General features: G+C 60.8%; 18 protein-coding genes and 2 tRNA genes. 9 read left to right on the top strand and 11 right to left on the bottom strand.

The genetic code is table 11. From position 1 onward, the window contains the following. Positions 1-30 precede the first annotated feature (30 nt). Positions 31-1,278, top strand: coding sequence for an MFS transporter (locus IE166_RS02720; RefSeq protein WP_189501485.1), 1,248 nt, complete (start codon positions 31-33; stop codon positions 1,276-1,278). Positions 1,279-1,353: 75 nt separating this feature from the next. Beyond that, positions 1,354-2,511, top strand: a complete 1,158-nt coding sequence (gene rnd, locus IE166_RS02715) for a ribonuclease D (protein ID WP_189501484.1) — start codon at positions 1,354-1,356, stop codon at positions 2,509-2,511. 28 nt (positions 2,512-2,539) lie between these two features. Here the strand turns inward: rnd and ppx are convergent, their stop codons facing one another. Together ppx and IE166_RS02705 are read right to left on the bottom strand one after the other, a co-directional pair. Beyond that, positions 2,540-4,057 carry an exopolyphosphatase gene (gene ppx / locus IE166_RS02710; protein WP_189501483.1) on the bottom strand — a complete coding sequence of 506 codons (1,518 nt, stop codon included), beginning with the start codon at positions 4,055-4,057 and terminating at the stop codon, positions 2,540-2,542. Then, positions 4,054-6,261 carry an RNA degradosome polyphosphate kinase gene (locus IE166_RS02705; RefSeq protein ID WP_189501482.1) on the bottom strand — a complete coding sequence of 736 codons (2,208 nt, stop codon included), beginning with the start codon at positions 6,259-6,261 and terminating at the stop codon, positions 4,054-4,056. The genes ppx and IE166_RS02705 overlap by 4 nt, the downstream gene beginning before the upstream one ends. 141 nt (positions 6,262-6,402) lie before the next feature. Here IE166_RS02705 and IE166_RS02700 point away from each other — a divergent pair, with 141 nt between their 5' ends. Both IE166_RS02700 and IE166_RS02695 read left to right on the top strand, forming a co-directional pair. After that, positions 6,403-6,648 (top strand): zinc-finger domain-containing protein, encoded by a 246-nt coding sequence (locus IE166_RS02700; protein WP_189501481.1) that lies wholly within the window; start codon positions 6,403-6,405, stop codon positions 6,646-6,648. A gap of 18 nt (positions 6,649-6,666) precedes the next feature. Beyond that, positions 6,667-7,884: an FAD-dependent monooxygenase gene (locus IE166_RS02695; RefSeq protein WP_189501480.1), complete on the top strand. Its 1,218-nt coding sequence runs from the start codon at positions 6,667-6,669 to the stop codon at positions 7,882-7,884. A gap of 24 nt (positions 7,885-7,908) precedes the next feature. Here IE166_RS02695 and IE166_RS02690 read toward each other — a convergent pair whose 3' ends face one another. The 5 genes from IE166_RS02690 to IE166_RS02670 form a co-directional block, all read right to left on the bottom strand. Beyond that, positions 7,909-8,712 carry an amino acid ABC transporter ATP-binding protein gene (locus IE166_RS02690; protein ID WP_280514852.1) on the bottom strand — a complete coding sequence of 268 codons (804 nt, stop codon included), beginning with the start codon at positions 8,710-8,712 and terminating at the stop codon, positions 7,909-7,911. A 57-nt stretch (positions 8,713-8,769) separates the two neighbouring features. Next, positions 8,770-9,930 (bottom strand): amino acid ABC transporter permease, encoded by a 1,161-nt coding sequence (locus IE166_RS02685; protein WP_189501479.1) that lies wholly within the window; start codon positions 9,928-9,930, stop codon positions 8,770-8,772. A 3-nt stretch (positions 9,931-9,933) separates the two neighbouring features. Beyond that, positions 9,934-11,124, bottom strand: coding sequence for an amino acid ABC transporter permease (locus IE166_RS02680; RefSeq protein WP_189501478.1), 1,191 nt, complete (start codon positions 11,122-11,124; stop codon positions 9,934-9,936). A gap of 113 nt (positions 11,125-11,237) precedes the next feature. After that, positions 11,238-12,266, bottom strand: coding sequence for an amino acid ABC transporter substrate-binding protein (locus IE166_RS02675; RefSeq protein ID WP_189501477.1), 1,029 nt, complete (start codon positions 12,264-12,266; stop codon positions 11,238-11,240). A gap of 241 nt (positions 12,267-12,507) precedes the next feature. Next, a complete protein-coding gene (locus IE166_RS02670; RefSeq protein ID WP_189501476.1) occupies positions 12,508-13,176 on the bottom strand; it encodes a phosphatase PAP2 family protein in 669 nt (222 codons plus the stop codon). A gap of 248 nt (positions 13,177-13,424) precedes the next feature. Between IE166_RS02670 and IE166_RS02665 the strand changes: the two genes are divergently transcribed. From IE166_RS02665 to IE166_RS02645, 5 genes are all read left to right on the top strand, one after another. Then, positions 13,425-14,597, top strand: coding sequence for a cystathionine beta-lyase (locus tag IE166_RS02665; protein ID WP_189501475.1), 1,173 nt, complete (start codon positions 13,425-13,427; stop codon positions 14,595-14,597). A 66-nt stretch (positions 14,598-14,663) separates the two neighbouring features. Then, a tRNA-Pro gene (locus IE166_RS02660) sits at positions 14,664-14,740 on the top strand. A gap of 187 nt (positions 14,741-14,927) precedes the next feature. Further along, positions 14,928-15,233 carry an ETC complex I subunit gene (locus IE166_RS02655; RefSeq protein ID WP_189501474.1) on the top strand — a complete coding sequence of 102 codons (306 nt, stop codon included), beginning with the start codon at positions 14,928-14,930 and terminating at the stop codon, positions 15,231-15,233. Between the two features lie 23 nt (positions 15,234-15,256). Beyond that, a tRNA-Arg gene (locus IE166_RS02650) sits at positions 15,257-15,333 on the top strand. Positions 15,334-15,488: 155 nt separating this feature from the next. After that, on the top strand, positions 15,489-15,887 hold the full coding sequence (locus IE166_RS02645; protein WP_189501473.1) for a hypothetical protein: 399 nt from the start codon (positions 15,489-15,491) through the stop codon (positions 15,885-15,887). 54 nt (positions 15,888-15,941) lie between these two features. Here IE166_RS02645 and IE166_RS02640 read toward each other — a convergent pair whose 3' ends face one another. The 4 genes from IE166_RS02640 to IE166_RS02625 form a co-directional block, all read right to left on the bottom strand. After that, positions 15,942-16,982, bottom strand: a complete 1,041-nt coding sequence (locus IE166_RS02640; RefSeq protein WP_189501472.1) for a sensor histidine kinase — start codon at positions 16,980-16,982, stop codon at positions 15,942-15,944. A 1-nt stretch (position 16,983) separates the two neighbouring features. Continuing rightward, positions 16,984-17,397 (bottom strand): response regulator, encoded by a 414-nt coding sequence (locus IE166_RS02635; RefSeq protein WP_189503199.1) that lies wholly within the window; start codon positions 17,395-17,397, stop codon positions 16,984-16,986. Positions 17,398-17,429: 32 nt separating this feature from the next. After that, positions 17,430-18,923 (bottom strand): sensor histidine kinase, encoded by a 1,494-nt coding sequence (locus IE166_RS02630; RefSeq protein ID WP_189501471.1) that lies wholly within the window; start codon positions 18,921-18,923, stop codon positions 17,430-17,432. A 114-nt stretch (positions 18,924-19,037) separates the two neighbouring features. Next, on the bottom strand, positions 19,038-19,715 hold the full coding sequence (locus IE166_RS02625) for an HdaA/DnaA family protein (protein WP_189501470.1): 678 nt from the start codon (positions 19,713-19,715) through the stop codon (positions 19,038-19,040). Between the last annotated feature and the right edge of the window lie 3 nt (positions 19,716-19,718).

Genomic DNA, 19,718 nt, shown 5'->3' with positions numbered 1-19,718 from the left:
TGCTTGGCTTATGCCCCGCCTTGGAAGTTCATGTCGACGCTGCGCCCCCTCATACCCCTCCTGATTGCTGCCGGGATCCTGCTCGGCGGCAATGGTTTGCAGGCAACCTTGATCGCCGTTCGGGGCGCCGCCGAAGGCTTCCAGCCTTCCATGATCGGCTGGATGGGAACCTCCTACTTCGCAGGGTTTTTCATCGGCTGCCTGTGGATCACCCGCATCATGCAGGCCGTCGGCCATGTCCGCGCCTTTGCAACGCTCGCCGCAATCGCCTCCGCCGCAACGCTGATGCTGATCCTGTGGATTGACCCGCTTGTATGGGCCGGCGTGCGCTTCGTCACCGGCTTCTGCTTTTCCGGCCTGTTCACCGTCATGGAAAGCTGGCTCAACCAGGGTGCGTCGAACAAGGACCGCGCCCGTGTCCTGGCGCTCTACCGCATCGTCGATGTCAGTTCAGTCACCGGGTGCCAGTTCCTGATCCCGATCGTCGGAACGGAAGGCTATGCGATCTTCTGCATCATGACGATGATGATCACCCTGTCCCTTGTGCCGGTTTCGCTCGGTGATCGCTCGAACCCGGTCGCGCCGGACGAGGTCAAGCTCGACCTGAAGCGCGCCTGGGCCATCTCGCCGCTGGCCGCCATCGGCTGCGTTGCGGTCGGCGTCACCAATGGCTCTTTCCGCACGCTCGCGCCCGTTTATGCGCAGCAGCTCGGCATGTCGGAAGCCAATATCGTGATCTTCGTCAGTGCCGGCATCATCGGCAGCGTGCTTCTGCAATATCCGCTGGGTTCGCTGTCCGATCGCTGGGACCGCCGCAAGGTGCTGCTGATCGTCACGGCAGTGTCGATGATCGCCGCCTTCGCGCTGGCCTTTCTGGCCGGCAGCAACGTGCTGGCCAACTTTGCGCTCGTCTTCATCTTCGGCGCCTTTGCGATGACGCTGTTTTCGCTGTGCGCCGCGCATGCCAACGACTACGCGGAAAAGGGTGAGTATGTGCTGGTGACAGCAGCGCTGATGCTGTTCTACTCCATCGGCGCCATCGCCGGCCCAGTGATCGCAGCCTATGTCATGCAGGTATTCGGTCCGCCTGCACTGTTCGTTTTTACCGGCATGGTTTATGCCGTTCTGATCGTGATTACGATCTACCGCATGTTCGTTCGCGAGCCCGTGCCGGCATCAAGGCGAAGCCGCTTCACCGCGCTGTTGCGCACGTCGCCCTTGTTTTCACGGCTGACGCGCCGCACCCGCAATTCGTCGGCGCCTCTTGCGGGCGAATGACGCAAATGGCGTCTCGCGGCCTTGACGTGCCGCGCTTGCGCTGAAAACTGCGCAAACGGAATCGAAAGCAGTTTTATGAACCTTATCCAGACCCAGGCAGAACTCGAAGACGCCATTGCAGACTTCGAGCAGGCGGACTTCGTGACGGTTGATACGGAGTTCATCCGCGAAACCACATTCTGGCCTGAGCTCTGCCTCATCCAGATGGCGACGCCTGAGCGCAACGCTCTGATCGACCCTCTTGCGGAAGGCCTAGACCTCGCGCCCTTCTTTCGGTTGATGGCAAACCCGTCAGTCATGAAGGTCTTTCATGCCGCGCGACAGGACATCGAGATCATCTTCCACCTCGGCGGCCTGGTGCCCTCGCCTGTGTTCGACAGCCAGATCGCGGCGATGGTGTGCGGCTTCGGCGAGAGCGTCTCTTATGACCAGCTGGTGCAGAAGATCACCGGCGCGCATCTCGACAAGTCGTCACGCTTTACGGACTGGCGGCATCGGCCCCTGTCCGACAAGCAGCTCGAATATGCGCTGGCCGATGTGACCTATCTCATCCCGGTCTATCTCCACCTCAAGTCGCAGCTTGAGCAGGAAGACCGTGCACATTGGCTGACCGAGGAAACCGGCATCCTGACGGCCACCGAGACCTATGATCTGAAGCCGGAAGACGCCTGGAAGCGGCTGAAGATGCGGCTGCGCAAGCCGGTCGAACTCGCAGTCGTGCAGCATGTCGCAGCGTGGCGCGAGCGCGAAGCCCGCAGCCGCAACGTGCCGCGCGGACGTGTGCTCAAAGACGATGCCATCTACGAGATTGCCCAGCAGCAGCCAAAGGATGCGCATGCGCTTGGACGGCTGCGCACGACGCCGAAGGGCTGGGAGCGGTCGTCTACGGCCACCGAACTTCTCGCCGTCATCAACACCGCCCTCGCCATCCCCAAGGACGAGATGCCGAAGCTGCCGCGCTATGCGCAGCCGGCTGAAGGCACGAGCGCCGGTGCTGAGCTGTTGAAGGTTCTCTTGCGCATTGTGGCCGAACAGCAGTCGGTGGCACCGAAAATGCTGGCTTCCAGCGACGATATCGAACAAATCGCGTCAAAGGGCGAAGACGCCAATGTACCCGCCCTTCAGGGCTGGCGTCGCGAAGTGTTCGGCGAACAGGCGCTGAAGCTCATCAAGGGACAGGTGGCGCTCAAGTTCGAGAAGCGCCGGATTGCCGTGGTCGAGGCACAAGGCTGAAGATCATCTTCAGCCTTGTTTCAGTGCGTCATTGATCGGCGACCAGCATCTCCAGCGCCTTGCCGCTAACCTTGGCAAGCTGCGCCACCCGGCCTTCGGGCCGCTCGCCGGCAAGATGGGCTAGCGCCTTCGGCAAAACAAGCGCGAGGTTGCCGTTCGGCTGCTTCACCCATTTTAGCTGTGGCAGCACGCCCGGCATGGAAGCTGACAGCAGGTAGACCACGCGCATCATGGCGCCGAGCAGACGCGCACGCTCAAGGTAATGCGTGCCTGCAAGCGTGGCGAGTTCGGGCGCAAAACCATCCTGGAACACGCCTTCGTGGCGGAACAAATTGGCCAATGCGATAAAAGCGCGGCCGGGATGATCGACCCCGATAAATGACGCATGCGCGATGATGTTCAGCGACTGCACGCCGCGATATTCGGGATGGGCCCGCCAGCCGATATCGGCCACGAGACAGGCGGTGTGACGCAGGCGCGCTTCGTCTGCGGTCTCCTTCACGCCAAGCGCCCGTAGCGTCTCGCCGGTCCAGGCGGCAAGCTCATGCGCGTGCGTGACTGAGCGGGCGCGCAAGGTCGCCAGTTCTTCCGCTGCCGAGACCAGCGGGTCGGCCTTGCGCTCTTCCTCGGTCAACAGCGAATACAGGTAGCCCTCGCGAACGCCGAGTGCCGACACGACGATGCGCGACGGCTTCATGACCGCAGCAATTTCCTGCAGAGCGGCAGCACCGTAAGGCAGCAGGCTGCGGCGATTCTTGGAGATCAGATTGATCCCCTTCATCTTGTCCAGCTCGCCGCGCGCGACCTGCCGCAGGAACGGCGCGGTGCTTTCCAGATCCATCTCATAATGATGCATGACATTGAGCGGGTAACCGGTCGAGATCATGTGCAGGCGGGCAAGATTTCGCCAGGTGCCGCCCACCGCGTAGAAGGTGCGATTTTCGCCGTCTTCCAGCAGATCGGCGCGCGCCAACTGCTTGCGGATGACCTCCACGGCCGCTTGCGGCGAGCCCTTGGTCACGTCCTGCAAGCGAAGGCCGCCCAACGGCAGCGTGATGCCGTCGCCGATCACGTCACCTTCGACATCCACCAGTTCCAGACTGCCGCCGCCGAGATCGCCGGCGATGCCGTCTGGATCATGGAAGCCGGAGATGACGCCAAGGGCCGAGTAATAGGCTTCTTCGCGCCCGCTCAGCACCTTGATGTCAACGCCGAGAATGTCCTCAGCGCGACGGATGAAGTCCGGGCCATTTTCCGCTTCGCGGGCAGCGGCGGTGGCGATGACATGCAGGCTTTCGGAGCCGGCCTGTTCGGCAAGGGCCCGAAAACGACGGAACTCTTCGACCGAGCGCTGCACGGCTTCGGGATCGAGCCTGCCCGTCGAAACAATGCCGCGGCCGAGACCCGCCAGCATCTTTTCGTTGAACAGCACAGTCGGCGACCGGGCGATGCCCTCATAGATAACCAGTCGGATCGAATTCGATCCGATGTCGATGATGGAGATCGGACGACGGTCTTGCAGACGCCCTTGAGAGATGGCGATCATGCGTTGCCTTCAACGCTCCCTTTCTTACGCTTCTGGCGGGTAATGCGTTTGGGTGCGGATTGTTTCAGCGCATCGCCTCGGCCTGACAGGCTCGGGTTCGTCATGAAATATTCCTGCGCGTTGAACGCTTCCTCGCTGCCGTCCCATTCCATACGGCGGGACGTGCCGTCGGCCAGTACTTCAAAGCTTTGCTGGTTGTCCATGATGTTGCCCAGCATGATCTGCCCGAGAACCTGTTCATGCACAGTCGGATTGGTGATGGGCACCAAGGTCTCGACGCGGCGGTCGAGATTGCGCGGCATAAGATCGGCAGAGCCGATGTAAACCAACGCCCCATCCGAAGGCAGACCACCGCCATTGCCAAAGCAGAAGATGCGGCTGTGTTCGAGGAAGCGGCCGATAATCGACTTGACGCGGATGTTTTCCGACAGTCCGGGCACCTGCGGTCGCAAACAGCAAATGCCGCGCACAACGAGGTCGATGTCCACACCGGCGCTGCTCGCATCATAGAGCGCATCGATGATCTCAGGATCGACCAGCGAGTTCATCTTCATCCAGATCTGCGCCGGACGGCCTGCCTTGGCGTGCTCGATCTCGGCTGCGATGTTCTTGATGATGCTGGAGCGCAGCGTGAATGGCGAAATCGCCAGCCGCATCTCTTCCGTCGGCTCTGCATAGCCGGTGATGAAATTGAACACCTGCGACACATCCCGGGCGAGCTGCGGGTCGCAGGTGAAGTAGGACAGATCGGTGTAGATGCGCGCGGTGATCGGATGGTAGTTGCCGGTTCCGAGATGCACGTAGTTGCGCAGCTTCCCTTCTTCGCGCCGCACTACCAGCGACATCTTGGCATGCGTTTTTAGCTCCACGAAGCCGAACACGACCTGTACGCCGGCGCGCTCGAGATCGCGCGCCCAGCGGATGTTGGCCTCCTCGTCGAAGCGCGCCTTCAGCTCTACCAGAGCGGTCACCGACTTGCCGGCTTCCGCCGCATCCGCCAGCGCGCGCACGATCGGGCTGTCGTTCGAGGTGCGGTAAAGCGTCTGCTTGATTGCCAGCACGTCCGGATCGGCGGCGGCTTGGCGCAGATACTGCACCACCACGTCGAAGCTCTCATAGGGGTGGTGGACGATGATGTCTTTTTCCCGGATCGCCGCAAAACAGTCGCCATTGCGGTCACGCACACGCTCGGGAAAGCGCGGATTGTAGGGCACGAATTTCAGGTCATCGCGCGGGATCGATGTGAGTTCCGAGATCTGGTTGAGCGCAAGGGGCCCGCGCAACACGCTGACACGGCTTTCCGGCACCGCCAGCTCGCGCGCCACGAAAGCCCGCAGCTCGGCCGGCGTTCCGCTGTCGAACTCGATGCGGATTACCTGGCCGCGACGGCGGCGCTTCAGGGCGGTTTCAAAGAAGCGGACGAGATCTTCGGCTTCTTCCTCCACCTCGATATCACTGTCGCGGATAATGCGGAATGTGCCCGACGCCGTCATCTGATAGCCTGGAAACAGCTTGCCGATGAACAACTCGACGGCGTCTTCAAGCAAAACGAGCCGGATCTGCTTGTCCTTTTCCGGCAGACGGATCAGGCGGCGCAGAGCGGGCGGCATGCGCACCAGTGCCGTCATGGTCTCGTTCAAGCGCTTGTGCTTGAGCGCCAGCGCCATGGTGAAGCCGAGATTCGGGATGAACGGAAACGGGTGCGCCGGATCGATCGACATCGGCGTGAGAACCGGGAAGATCGCGTCCATGAAATGGGCTTCGAGCCAAGCCTTTTCATCCTTGGCGAGCGCGTTGGGCTTAACGGTCTCAATGCCTTCAGCCTTCAGCAACTGCCCGAGCTGGCCAAGGCTGGCTTCCTGATCTTCCTGCAGGCGGCCGACTTCGAGCAGGATGTTCTCCAGCTGCTCTTCCGGCGTGCGGCCGTCGGCGGATTTTTCGGCGATGCCCTGGCGCACCTGCCCTGCAAGGCCTGCGACGCGAACCATGAAGAACTCGTCGAGATTGGCAGCCGAGATCGACAGGAACCGGATGCGCTCGAGCAGCGGATGGCGCGGATTTTGCGATTCTTCCAGAACGCGGCGATTGAACTGCAGCCAGGAGAATTCGCGATTGACGAAGCGATCGGGGTTGCCGCCCGACGGTTCAGACACGTCCACTGCGCCGACCTTCAACTCGCCGCGCACCGGCTTGACCTCGTTCATGCACAATCTCCCATTTCACTGCCGCAGGCAGCGCGGCACATAGTAGCGTCATGCAGCGGTTTTGCGACAGTTTCGTCACGGCGGCTTGCAAAGACCCGATTTCTGTTCCAGATGCCGGTCAGCAAGCATGAGGAGCGTGTCATGGCTGGCGGCGCTATTCCGCATTTCCAGAACGATGCCGGACATCCGGTTGTTGAGGTCGGGGTCAAGGAATTCATGTGCGTGGGGGCAAATCCGCCCTTCGACCATCCGCATGTCTACCTGGACATGGGTGCCGACAGCGAGAAGGTCTGCCCTTATTGCTCAACGCTCTACCGCTACAATGCGACTCTCGGCGCGGGTGAAAGCCTGCCGGCCGGCAGCCTTTACGAAGCGCACGCGGCCTGACGGGCTGCGCGTGCAGACATGGACTCCGCCGATAGAACGATCCTGATTGCAGGCGGTGGCATTGCCGGCCTGACGGCAGCACTTGCCTTGGCTGCTGAAGGGTTCTCCGTGCGCCTGTTTGAGGCCACGCACGAGTTTGGCGAGGTCGGTGCCGGGCTTCAGCTATCTCCAAACGCCACCCATATTCTGCGTCGGCTCGGCGTGCTCGATCATCTGCTGCCACATGCGGTGGCACCGACAGGCGTGGTTCTGCGCGATGCCACGACGCTGCGCCAGCTCGCCGAAATCCCGATCAGTGACAGTACCGACCGCTATGGCGCGCCGTATCTCGTGGCGCATCGCGCTGCGATCCAGCAGGCCTTGTTGGCGACGGTGAAGGCAGAACCGCGTATCACGGTGGAAAAAGGCGCGCAGGTGCTCGGTGCGGAGTTCGGAGCCGAGGATGTTACCCTGTCACTTGTGCGCGATAACAGCACCGCCACGATCAAGGGGGCGCTTCTGGTGGGCGCGGATGGCGTGTGGTCCAGTTTGCGTCGCTTCGCGCATCAGGGCCAGCCGGCCGAAAGCGTTTTTTCCGGCATGACGGCGTGGCGCACAACGATCGATCGTGCGACAGCCGAGGCGCTCGGCATTGCCGACATCATCCGCTTCGACAAGGTGTCGACCTTCCTAGATCCCGCCGCCCATCTTGTCGCCTACCCGCTGTCAGCCGGTCACGCGCTGAACCTGGTTGCGATCACGCGCGGAACTGTCGGCACGCAAGGCTGGTCGCAGACGGATGGCAAGGGTGCCTTGTCAGGCTTCCTGTCGCGCTTAGCCGCACCGCTGCGTCCGTTGCAGACCCTGCCCGCCTGGACCCGCTGGCCGCTTTATGGTGCGCCATCGGGGCTGAAGTGGACGGGTCATCGGCTTGCTCTCACAGGCGATGCGGCGCACGCCATGCTGCCCTTTGCAGCGCAGGGCGCCGCGATGGCGATCGAGGATGCCACCGTTCTGGCAACGCGGCTTGCCCAGCATCCCGGCGATGTCGCACGCGCTTTGTCCGCCTATGAAGCCGAGCGCCGTCCGCGCGTGGATCGCGTGCTGGCACGCGGCAGGCTGAACCGCCTGGCATGGCACGCGGCCGGGCCGATTGCCTTTGGTCGCGACATGGTTCTGCGCTTGAAGGGGCCGCAAAGCCTCTCCCGCGACCTCGACTGGCTTTACGGCTGGAAGGAGCCACGCGCGTCGCGCTGACCCCTTCCCGCTTTGGTCTGGATCCTAGTGCAGGATCTGGCTGAGGAAGAGCTTGGTGCGCTCGTGCTGCGGGTTGGTGAAGAACTCGACAGGCGTGTTCTGTTCGACGATCTGACCCTGATCCATGAAGATCACGCGATTGGCGACCTTGCGCGCGAAGCCCATTTCGTGCGTCACACACAGCATCGTCATGCCTTCTTCCGCAAGGCCGACCATGGTTTCCAGCACTTCCTTGATCATCTCGGGATCGAGCGCCGAAGTCGGCTCGTCGAACAGCATGATGCGCGGGTTCATGCAGAGCGAACGGGCAATCGCCACGCGCTGCTGCTGACCGCCGGATAGCTGACCCGGATACTTGTTGGCCTGTTCCGGGATCTTCACGCGACGCAGGAAGTGCATCGCGGTTTCCTCGGCTTCCTTCTTCGGGGTCTTGCGAACCCAGATCGGCGCCAGGGTGCAGTTTTCCAGGATCGTCAGGTGCGGAAACAGGTTGAAGTGCTGGAACACCATGCCGACGTCACGGCGAACCTCGTCGATCTTCTTCAGATCGTCGGTCAGTTCCTTGCCATCGACGATGATCTGGCCGCGCTGGTGTTCTTCCAGCCGGTTGATGCAGCGGATCAGCGTTGATTTGCCGGAACCAGACGGACCGCAGATGACGATCCGCTCGCCGCGCATGACCTTGAGGTTGATGTCGCGCAGAACGTGGAAGTCGCCATACCACTTGTGCATGCCAACGATCTCAACAGCGACTTCCGTGTCCGAGATGTGCATCTTGGAGCGATCGACATGGAGCTCTTGCGCGCTGACGGCATTTTCGATTGCCATTTTCTGTATCCCTTTGGGCGGTTGCGCCTGTAAGTCCTGATAAGTTCCTGGTTGCGCCTAGCGGCGATAGCCTGTGTCCAGCCGCCGCTCCATGAACATGGAATAGCGCGACATGCCGAAGCAAAAGGCCCAGAAGATCAGCGCCGCGAAAACATAGCCTGTCTTCGCGGTCTGCGGCGTGGCCCAGGTCGGGTCACCCGAGATGCTCTGCTTGACCGTGCCCAGCAGGTCGAACATCGAGATGATCAGAACCAGCGTCGTGTCCTTGAAGAGGCTGATGAAGGAGTTGACGATGCCGGGGATCACCAGCTTCAACGCCTGCGGCATGACGATCAGGCCCATCTTCTGCCAATAACCGAGGCCGAGCGAATCGGCGCCCTCATACTGGCCGCGCGGAATGGCCTGAAGGCCGCCGCGAATGACTTCTGCCATGTAGGCGGACGCAAACAGCGCCACACCGATCAGCGCACGCAGAAGCTTGTCGAAAGTCACGCCCGGCGGCACGAAGAGCGGCAGCATGAAGGCTGCCATGAACAGCACGGTCACCAGCGGCACACCGCGCACCGTCTCGATGAAGATCACCGACAGCAGCTTGACCACCGGCATTCTGGATCTGCGGCCCAGCGCCAGAATGATGCCCAACGGCAAGGACACAGCGATGCCGACATAAGACAGCACCAGCGTGACCATCAGCCCGCCCCAGAGCGACGTTTCGACGTGAGGCAAGCCGAAAACACCGCCGAGCAGCAGGATATAGGCGACCACAGGAAAGATGCCGAAGATCAGAACGGCATTAAGCCCCTTGAACGGCACACGGGGGATCAGGAGCGGTATCAGCAGGCCTATAAACAGGATGCCCGTCAGGATCACGCGCCAACGCTCATCGATCGGATAGCGCCCGAACATGAAGTAGCCGAAGCGATTGATGACGAACGGCCAGCATGCGCCGGACCAGCCGACCGGCAGTTGTCCGCCCTGCTCCGTGGTCAAGCATGCCGTACGGTCCGTGCCCGTCCAGACCGCATCGAACAGCAACCAGTTCAGGATCTTGGGCAGGAACCAGGCCACCGCCACGATCGCAATGGCGGTCATCAGAGAGTTCAATGGTGTCGCGAACAGGTTCTTGCGACCCCAGGCAAATGCCCCGGCCTCGCTTCGCGGCGCGCTTTGCGCCAAGGCCATCTCGGTGCGGACCCAGGAGAGATCGTGCTCTTGCATAGTCTATCTCTCGTTGAGGGCCATCTTGGCGTTGAACCAGTTCATGAGAAGCGACGTCAGCAGGCTGATGCTGAGGTAAACCACCATGAAGATGACGACCACTTCGATCGCCTGACCGGTCTGATTCAGGATCGTGCCGCCGACTGCGTAGAGGTCGGGGTAGCCGATCGCGACCGCCAGGGACGAGTTCTTGGTAAGGTTGAGATATTGGCTGGTCAGCGGCGGAATGACGATCCGCATCGCCTGTGGGATCACCACCATCCGTAGGCTTTGGCCTGAACTCAGCCCGAGAGACGAAGCCGCCTCGGTCTGCCCCCTGCTCACGCCCTGGATGCCAGCGCGCACGATCTCGGCGATGAAGGCCGCGGTGTAGAAGGACAGTGCCAACAAGAGCGACAGGAATTCCGGCTTCACGTTGAGGCCGCCGGTCAGATTGAACGCGCCTTTTTGCGGCAGGTCAAAGGTGAGCGGCATTCCGGAAAGGATGAAGCCTAGAATCGGCAAGCCAATGATCAACGCGAGGCTGGTCAGAAAAACAGGAAACTGTTGGCCGGTCGCGGCCTGCCGAGCCTTGGCGCGCCGTGCCACGAAGTAGCTGAGCGCAACACCAACGATCAGTCCGGCAAGCACGAGCCATGCGCCGTCGCCCCAAACCGGACGTGGAAGATAGAAACCGCGGCTGTTCAGAAAAGAGTTGAAGGGCAGCACGTAGCTTCCGCGTACGTTCGGCAGCAGCGCAAGGACACCCTGATACCAGAACAGGATCACCAGAAGCGGCGGAATGTTGCGGAAGACCTCGACATATACGGTCGCAATCTTGCGGATCAGCCAATTGTTCGAAAGCCGTCCGATACCAACAAGAAAGCCAATGATCGTGGCGACGACGATGCCGGTGACCGCAACCAGAAGCGTGTTCAGGATGCCGACAACAAGCGCGCGTCCGTAGGTGCCGTCCGAGCTGTATTCGATCAGGCGATCCGAAATATCGAAACCGGAACGGCCGCGCAGAAAGCCGAAGCCCGTCGTGATGTTGGAGCGGCGAAGATTCAAAAGCGTGTTGTCGACGATCCACCAGATGCCCAGCACGAGCAGCAGGATGACGACGGCTTGAACAAAAAGGCTTCGAACGCGCGGATCATAGAGAAACGAAGCCTTGGCGGGCCTGATGTCCTCTGTCACGTCTTGTGTAGCCACGGGGTTCCCTTCCCACGGTCATTCAATAAGGCGGCCGAATTCTAAAGACCGGTCCTGCCGTGGCTGTCGCCGTCGGGGCACTCGCGCACCCCGACGGATCGTTTCAGCTGATTTTAGCGGATTGGCATGCCGTACTGCAGGCCGCCCTTGGTCCACAGTGCGTTGACGCCGCGGGCAATCTTCAGCGGGCTGCCGGAGCCGACATTGCGCTCGAAGATCTCGCCGTAGTTGCCGGTCGCCTTGATGACGTTGACGACCCAGTCATTGGTGAGACCGAGATCGGTGCCGATCTTGGTTTCAGCCTCGCTGCCGAGCATACGCTTGATGTCCGGATTGGCCGAGTTCTTCATTTCCTCGACATTGGCCTGCGTGATGCCGGCTTCTTCGGCGTTCAGCAGCGCGTAATACGTCCACTTGACGACATCGAACCACTGGTCGTCGCCCTGGCGAACGGCCGGTCCGAGAGGCTCCTTGGAGATGATTTCCGGCAAAACGACGTGGTCGTTCGGCGAGGCCATCTGCAGACGAACGCCATACAGGCCCGACTGGTCGGTCGTGTAGGCATCGCAACGGCCGGCGTCGTAGGCGGCGTTGGCTTCCTCGAACTTCTCGAACACAACAGGATTGTATTCCATGTTGTTGGAACGGAAGTAGTCGGCAAGGTTCAGTTCGGTGGTCGTGCCGGCCTGCACGCAAATAGCGGCGCCGGACAGCTGCATGGTCGAGGTAATGCCTTCGAGCTTCTTCGAATTGATCATGAAGCCCTGGCCGTCATAGTAGGTGACGCCGGCGAAGTTGAAACCGAGCGCGGTATCGCGGTTCACGGTCCAGGTCGTGTTGCGCGACAGGATGTCGATCTCGCCGGACTGGAGCGCCGTGAAGCGATCCTTCGCAGACAGGCCGGTGAACTTCACCTTGGTGCCATCGCCGAAGACGGCAGCGGCAACGGCACGGCAGAAGTCTGCGTCGAGGCCGGTCCATTCACCCTTGTCGTTTGGCGCCGAGAAGCCAGCCAAACCGGTGTTGACACCGCACTGCAGGAAGCCTTTTGCCTTCACATCGGCCAGCGTCGCTGCCGATGCTGTCGCAGCAGACGCGGCAAGCAAGCTTGCGCCAACCAGCACCTTGATGACAGTTTTCATTACCACAACCCTCTTATCGCGCCGAAGCGGCCTGATTTTCTTTGGAGAGTGAACGTTGCTGTCAGGCGGCGCCATGCCGGCGACCTGCTCCTCCGTCCCTCACACCGGCATCGAAAGCGATATTAAGCCAGTGGTCAAGGGCGAAAGGGCCAGACCGCATCTTTGTTGTGCAATATTAAGGGACTGCCCGGCTCTTCATCGTACTAAAGGCTAGTACGCCGCATGGCTGCCGCAATGTCACTCAGCCTGCGCGATGGAACCTCGGCACCGGAAACAGGTGTCCGCTCTCCATGCGAAAGGCGATCTCGCGCTGGGCTAGCCATCGCGCCAGCGTCAGCGTAAACAGGAAGCCGACTGTGAAGCCGCCAACGATGTCGCTCGGGTAATGTGCATCCGCCGCGACCCGGCTTGCCGCCATGAACAGGCCGGCAGCCAGGAACAGCCAGCGGAACCGAGGCATCCAGGTCATCAGGATCACAGTGACCGCTGCTGCCGTGGTGGAATGGCCGGAGGGGAAGCTCGCAAAATCATAGGCCAGAGTGAATGGCTGCAGATGAAGGTGCCCGAAATTGTCGAACAAGAGAGGACGTGCACGGCCAAAAATGATCTTGAAGACGTTGGTGGTGAGCAAGGCTCCGCCAACCGCCACGAACACGAAGACGGCTTGCGCATAAAGGTTTGACCAAACGCGCCGCGCGCCGCTGTCCGGCGCGTCCCAATCCGCCACGCCGGCGATCAGGATCAGCAGCCCGGCCGGCACGATGTACCATTGGATGCGCACTAGGTCCGTCCAATCCGCCATAAAGGCGCGCAAGGGCGCCTCCGAGGCGCGCACGACCGCGTTGATGTCGCCATCCACGAAACTGAGAGCAACGATCAAGATCGCAGCGCTCCAGGCGATGATCGTCATGTGCCGCGTCCAGACCGACGGCGCTCCATCAACAGGTCCTTCGCGCAGCTTTCTCCATCCCTGGCGAGCGCGGTGGATGAAGCGTTGGTGGCCCCGGGCAGGCTCCTGGGGAAGTGATTTTTGCTGCGGCGGAAGCGGTTTAAACAAGCGAGTGCCTTTGAAGGGATGATTGGTCCAGCAGAGCTGGCACAGTTGCGCTTGAGCTAGTGCATGCGTAACCCTCGGCAAACAAGTTTCACGAGGTCATGATGACGACGTCCACAAACGGCAAGCACGGCATGAACACGCGTCTGGCGCACGGCGGCCACGATCCGCAAAGCTTCCACGGCTTCGTCAATCCGCCGGTTGTTCATGCCTCGACGGTTCTTTTCCCCAATGCCGATGTGATGCGTCGCGGTGCCCAGAAATATACCTACGGCACGCATGGCACCCCGACCAGCGACGCGCTCGCCGCTGTTATCGACGATCTCGAAGGCACCGCGGGCACGCTGCTCGTTCCGTCCGGCCTCGCAGCGGTCACCGTTCCGCTGCTGGCCTTCCTGTCTTCGGGCGATTACGTGCTGATTACCGACTCCGTTTATCGCCCGACGCGTCGTTTCGCGGATACCGTGCTGAAGCGGCTCGGCGTTACAGTCACCTATTACGATCCGCTGATCGGCGGCGGGATCAACGCCTTGATCCAGGCGAATACGAAGGTGGTATTCACCGAGTCGCCGGGCTCGAACACGTTTGAAATTCAGGATATTCCGGCCATTGCGGCTGCAGCACATCAGGCCGGCGCTGTTGTCATGATGGACAATACGTGGGCCACGCCGCTTTACTTCCGCTCGGTGGAGCACGGCGTCGATGTGGTGATCCATGCGGCCACCAAATACCCCGCCGGTCATTCGGATGTTCTTCTCGGCACGATCTCGGCCACGCAGCCGCATTTTGCCAAGCTGGAAGAAACCTACACTGCGCTTGGCATGTGCGCTGGCCCCGACGACGCTTACCAGACCTTCCGCGGAATGCGCACCATGGGCGTGCGCCTCGAGCATCACCGCAAATCGGCTTTGGAGATTGCGCAGTGGCTAGAGGATCAGGCTGGCGTGGCGCAGGTTCTGCACCCTGCCCTCGAATCGCACCCGACTCACGACCTGTGGAAGCGCGATTTCACGGGATCGACCGGCGTGTTCTCGATCGTTCTGGATGGCGGCAGCACGGCCCAGGCCGACGCGTTCCTTGATGCCCTGCAGATCTTTGCGCTCGGCTATTCCTGGGGCGGCTTCGAGAGCCTCGCCGTGCCGGTTTTTCTTGAGGATCGCACGGTTGCCAAGGGCGACTATGCCGGCCCCGTTATTCGCCTGCAAATCGGCCTGGAAGATGTCGAGGACCTCAAGGCTGATCTTCTCGGAGCGCTGGCGGCAGCAAAAAGCGTCTGAGATCCTGTAATTTCACCGAAGTGGTCTTGCCATCGCCGGTTCCTATCTCTAGGAGACGCGAACCGGCGGAGTGTAGCGCAGTCTGGTAGCGCATCTGGTTTGGGACCAGAGGGTCGGGAGTTCGAATCTCTCCACTCCGACCATTATTTTCCCAAGAACTTAGTTGCGGCCGTGTTCAACGAAGCGTGCATCGCGCTTCGTGCCGAGCCGAGCCGAGCAGCCTGTGACAATTTACAATCCCAGGCTTTGCATCCAAATCGCGGCTGCTCTATTGAAGCATCAAAATGCGTGCGGCTCGGGCTGCACGATCGCCTCGTTCAGGAGATTATCATGTCCGCCAGAATCTTCAGCCCAGCCAAGACAGCCATGCAGTCGGGCAAGGCGAAGACGGGTTACTGGGTGCTGGAATATGATCCGGAAATGCCGCGCAAGATCGACCCGCTGATGGGCTACACGTCATCGGGCGACATGAAGAGCCAGATCCGGCTGACGTTCCAGACGCAGGAGGAAGCCGTGGCCTATGCCGAAAAGCACGGCATCGAATTTCGCGTGCAGGAACCGAAGGAAAGCCGCCGCCGGCAGATTTCCTATTCGGACAACTTCCGTTACGAGCGCAAGACGCCCTGGACGCACTGATCTAGCGCGGTCGATCGCGCTCCGGTCCCGTAGCTCAGCTGGATAGAGCACCGGCCTTCTAAGCCGATGGTCACAGGTTCGAATCCTGTCGGGATCGCCAGTTTCCCCTGCCCTCAGCTTTCTTGACAGCCGAAGTTGCAACTCGGCTTCAGGGCGAGTTGCAACGTTCGCTCATGCTGCAGTTCTGCTTCGTGCTTTTCAGCACCCGCTTGATCAGCGACGAGAACGAGCCCTCGACCGATCGTCATACATCAAATGGATGATGACGCCGCGTTTGTTCAAGGGCAATCCTCCAATGCATTGGCGCATTTGAGGGGGATCATCATGGCTGCACAACATGGCATCGCATACGACCACGCACCGCTTTCTTTTGACCACTTCGACGGGTTGATTTCCAGCCAACAGGCTGGAACGCTCGTTGAGCCAAAGCTCAACGGCACAGGCAAAGAAACCGCCGAGGGGCTTCTGGTTACCTACGGTGCGGTTCAGCGGAAGCTGCGGGAAGTCGGCATCGTCATGAGTAAGCCGAACGGGCGGTACAGGATCAACTTCTTCGGCGGGCAACCCTCTACCGAGCAACTGATCGATGAGCTTGAAGCTGTTCTGGAAGCAGGATTGAAGCTCGCTTCGACGAGGAAGGGACCGGCTTGGTAGCCTTCCGCCTCGCGGACTTTCTATTGAGCCTGCAGCGCCCTTGGCCGCACTGCATTAGCCACCTTGCAGCACCAGCGTGGTTCGTGTTCCGCCGACGCCGTCGCCATAGCTGATGGTGCTGCCGAGCGTCGAGGCCATTGCCTTCACGATGCGCGAGCCGAGACCAGTGCCCTTCGCGACGCCCTGCCCGTTCCAGCCGATCCCGTCATCCTCGACGATGAGAACGGCGGTCTGATCGTCGGACTTGCGCACGATCAGCCTGACTTCTCCGTCCTGCTCGTCGGGATAGGCGTATTTGAAGGCGTTGGTCAGGAGTTCGGTCACGATCATGCCGACGGAGACAGCACGGTCCGTGGGGACTGTGAAGGATTCCAGGTCGAGTTTCACGCGCGAGCGATAGCCGGTTGCGGCCATGGAAGCGTCGAGCTCGGAAACCAGCGTCGAAAGATAATCGTCCAACGCTACGCTCTTCACGTCCTCGGACGTGTAGAGGCTGCGATGGAGGTTGGCGATGGCGGAGATGCGAGCCTGCGTTTCGGCCAAGGCTTCCTTGGCCCCAGGATCCTGGATCGCAGAGGCCTGCATTCGTACCAGCGCGGCCACAAGCGCCAACGAGTTGGCGACGCGATGGTTGACTTCGGCCAGCAAGAGTTCGGCGCGGTCTTTTGCGCGACGGATCTCGTTCTCGGCTTCAATCTGGGCGTGGCGCATGCGTGCGGCGGTGATCGCCTGTTCCAGCGCTTTCGCCAGAAGGGCGATGAAGTCCTCACCGACTGACTTCAACACATAATCGTCGGCGCCCGCCTTCAGCGCGTCGACGGCAATCGAGGCTTCCATCGAGCCGGTGACATAAACCACCGGCGGTGCGTCAACTTGGTCGCGCAACGCGTTCAACACGCTAAGGCCAGTGCCGGAGGAGAGATAATGGTCCAGCACCACGGCGTCGAAGTCGCCATCGCGAATGCCCGCGAGGCCGCTTTCGATGTCGCTTGCGTTCTCGACCTCGAATCCACGACGCGCCAACGACTTCGCGACCAGCCGAACGAGGGCTGGATCGTCGTCGATATGGAGAATGCGGACGGGTCGAGTATGCAAGTTAGGCAGTCTCCGGAACCTGCATCACCGAAAAGAACAGGCCGAGTTGGCGAATCGCGTGAGCAAAGCCCTCATAGTCGACCGGCTTGGTGATATAAACATTGGCGCCAAGATCGTAGCAGCGCTGGATCTCACGCTCGTCATCGGTGGTCGTCAGGATGACCACCGGAGACCGCTTGGTATGCTCATTGGCCTTGACGCGCTGGAGAATGTCCACGCCCGTCATATCGGGCAGGTTCAAGTCCAGTAAAATGAGCAGCTGGCGGCCAGCATTGGCGGAACCCGAACCATCGGGCCCCAACAGGAACTCGAGCGCCTGGGTGCCGTTGGCGAAAGGCACGATGGGGTTGTTCACGCCGGCACGGCGGATGTTCTTTTCGATCAGTCGGGCGTGGCCCTCATCGTCTTCGACCATGACGATCGTGACCGGCTTAGGATTGTCACTCACTACACTTCACTCCTTACGACGGTTCTGAGGTCCAATGGCAGTTCTACGGTGAATGTCGAGCCGCGGCCGAATTCAGACGTCACGCTTATATCGCCCCCGAGGCTGCGTGTCAGGGTACGCACATGCGCAAGCCCGATGCCCTCACCTGCTTTATCCTGTGTGCCCGCGCGGCGGAACAGGTCAAAAACACGCTCATGATCCTGCTCGGCAATACCACGGCCATTGTCTTCGACGCTGAGCGTGAAGCGGTTGCCGGGTTTGCGTTCTGCCTTCAAGCGCAGCCGCAGCGGTCGGTCCTTGGCGCTGTATTTCACGGCATTGTCCAAGAGGTTGCCTACGATCTGCTCCAGCGACATGCGATCGGACACGATGCGAGGAACCGCTACGTCGAGGGTCGCCTCTCCGTCATCCTCGATGATCTGATGCTGAATGCTGGCCAGCGTATTTTCGAGCATGGACTTAACGTCGATCGGCTCCGGCTTGAGCGGCCGGCGGCCTTCGCGGGAGATCTTGAGGATGGCGTTGATCAGTCCGTCCATCTTCTTGGTGGACGAGCGGATGAAGCCGATGGCTTCCGGCAGATCCTCCTGCGCGGCAAGCTTTGCCTCTTTCGCGTCATTCTCCGAGGCCTTGCCGGGCTCGGCCAGAACGTAGTTCTGGATCGTCTTCATCGTCGTATCGAGTTCGGCGGTGAAACCCATAATGTTGACGAGCGGCGCACGCAGATCATGTGTGACGATGTAGGCGAAGCGCTGCACTTCCTCATTGGCGCGCAGCAAATCCTGCGTGCGTTCCTGAATGCGCGATTCCAAGCCGACATTGAGGGCTTCCACCTCACCGCGCGCCTGCATGATCTCACGCGTGTAAACGAGAGCGGTCCACACCGAGCCACCCACAACCAGAAGAATCACGGCGCCACCGACAAGCGTGACGATGCGCAAAGCGGAAAAGTTGCTCGCCTGCGTGGTCAATCCCTGCAGAGATTGAGCATCGGCTGCCTCGATGGTTTGCGCAAAGAAAGCCTGCGCTTCATCCATCAACTCCTTGCCTTCATTGGTGCGAACAAGGGCAATCGCCTCATCCTTGCGGCCGGTGCGCGCCAGTTCGATCGTGCGCGCCATCTCTTCCAGCTTGGCAGTGATAGCGGTTTCGAAGCGGCTGACATCGACTCGATCACCGAGCAGCGGCTGCACGGTTGCTGCAAGGCGACCGTAAAGAGGCGCGATCCTGCCGACTTCACGCTCATAGGGTTCGAGATACTGTGCGTCGTCGGTCAGCAGAAAGCCGCGCTGGCTTGTTTCCACGAGCTGGAGCGAATTGCGCAGGTTCACGGTTGCCGCACGCGCAATGCGCCATTGCGTCAGCGTGTCGGAAATTCCTTCCGACCTCTGCGCGAGCCAGAAGGTCGCGCCGACGATGGCCAACAAGGCGACCAAGCCGATCAGCAGGAACAATGCGCTGCTTCGCATAAATCGGGCACGGGAAATCGGCATGAAGCGTTGGTCCTTGAACAGCGCTTCCTTGATCGAAGACAGGCAAAGAAACCAGCGGAAAGTGTATTTCCGTTAAGATTTCTGCCGGTTCATCGTTTTAGCAGCAGGCTTGATCTAAGATGCCCGCCCGCTTGCTGCAAGCACTTCGGATACGAGCGCGCGCGTAATTGGACGTCTTTGTTCAAGAGCGAGGCGATCAATGTCGGCCACCACGGTCATCGCGGTGGCAAGCGAGCGTTCGATTCGCCGCGTGATGAACTGCACCACATGTGGTTCGATCTCGATCTGGCGGTCGGCGAACAGTTTCGTCACAACAGCGTTCAGCAGCATGTCACCCGGTTCACCGATCTGAACCACCGCAGCCGTCTTCAGGCGCGAGATGAGGTCGGGCAACGTCAGGGTCCAGGCTGCGGGCAGAAGCCGCGCCGTCATCAACAGGGTCGCGCCGCCTGAGCGCACGGCATTGATGAGGTGGAACAAAGCGACCTGATCAAGCGGCATGCCATCGGCATCATCAAGGATGATCGCCTGTCCTCGTTCGGCAGCGTCTATCGCACCCTGGTAATCTGCAGCCGCATCCGTTGCCGCGGCTTCCTCGCGGAAGATCGAAAGGAGGTGCGACTTGCCCGAACCTGCCGGTCCCACGAGAAGCGCCAGGGGTGCTGCCCAGCGCGGCCAGTTGTCGATGAGGCCAAGCGCTGCCGCATTTTCCTCGGATCCGACGAAGTGGTCGCGGCTTTGACCCGGGCGATGGCCGAGATCGAGCGGCAGTTGGCGGGCTCCAGACGGCATGGA

The sequence above is a fragment of the Tianweitania populi genome (assembly GCF_014652875.1).
Taxonomy (GTDB): Bacteria; Pseudomonadota; Alphaproteobacteria; order Rhizobiales; family Rhizobiaceae; genus Tianweitania; species Tianweitania populi.
Note: the sequence above shows the minus strand (reverse complement) of the source record. Positions and strands in the feature narration are given on the sequence as shown.

What these genes read in the sequence shown, in the direction of transcription:
- IE166_RS02695 (WP_189501480.1), top strand. Translation starts at nt 6,667, where the DNA reads ATGGACTCCGCCGATAGAACGATCCTGATTGCAGGCGGTGGCATTGCC.
- IE166_RS02635 (WP_189503199.1), bottom strand. Translation starts at nt 17,397, where the DNA reads ATGGTCGAAGACGATGAGGGCCACGCCCGACTGATCGAAAAGAACATC.
- ppx (WP_189501483.1), bottom strand. Translation starts at nt 4,057, where the DNA reads ATGATCGCCATCTCTCAAGGGCGTCTGCAAGACCGTCGTCCGATCTCC.
- IE166_RS02690 (WP_280514852.1), bottom strand. Translation starts at nt 8,712, where the DNA reads ATGGCAATCGAAAATGCCGTCAGCGCGCAAGAGCTCCATGTCGATCGC.
- rnd (WP_189501484.1), top strand. Translation starts at nt 1,354, where the DNA reads ATGAACCTTATCCAGACCCAGGCAGAACTCGAAGACGCCATTGCAGAC.
- IE166_RS02655 (WP_189501474.1), top strand. Translation starts at nt 14,928, where the DNA reads ATGTCCGCCAGAATCTTCAGCCCAGCCAAGACAGCCATGCAGTCGGGC.
- IE166_RS02700 (WP_189501481.1), top strand. Translation starts at nt 6,403, where the DNA reads ATGGCTGGCGGCGCTATTCCGCATTTCCAGAACGATGCCGGACATCCG.
- IE166_RS02645 (WP_189501473.1), top strand. Translation starts at nt 15,489, where the DNA reads ATGGATGATGACGCCGCGTTTGTTCAAGGGCAATCCTCCAATGCATTG.
- IE166_RS02630 (WP_189501471.1), bottom strand. Translation starts at nt 18,923, where the DNA reads ATGCCGATTTCCCGTGCCCGATTTATGCGAAGCAGCGCATTGTTCCTG.
- IE166_RS02685 (WP_189501479.1), bottom strand. Translation starts at nt 9,930, where the DNA reads ATGCAAGAGCACGATCTCTCCTGGGTCCGCACCGAGATGGCCTTGGCG.
- IE166_RS02720 (WP_189501485.1), top strand. Translation starts at nt 31, where the DNA reads ATGTCGACGCTGCGCCCCCTCATACCCCTCCTGATTGCTGCCGGGATC.
- IE166_RS02675 (WP_189501477.1), bottom strand. Translation starts at nt 12,266, where the DNA reads ATGAAAACTGTCATCAAGGTGCTGGTTGGCGCAAGCTTGCTTGCCGCG.
- IE166_RS02625 (WP_189501470.1), bottom strand. Translation starts at nt 19,715, where the DNA reads ATGCCGTCTGGAGCCCGCCAACTGCCGCTCGATCTCGGCCATCGCCCG.
- IE166_RS02705 (WP_189501482.1), bottom strand. Translation starts at nt 6,261, where the DNA reads ATGAACGAGGTCAAGCCGGTGCGCGGCGAGTTGAAGGTCGGCGCAGTG.
- IE166_RS02670 (WP_189501476.1), bottom strand. Translation starts at nt 13,176, where the DNA reads ATGACGATCATCGCCTGGAGCGCTGCGATCTTGATCGTTGCTCTCAGT.
- IE166_RS02665 (WP_189501475.1), top strand. Translation starts at nt 13,425, where the DNA reads ATGACGACGTCCACAAACGGCAAGCACGGCATGAACACGCGTCTGGCG.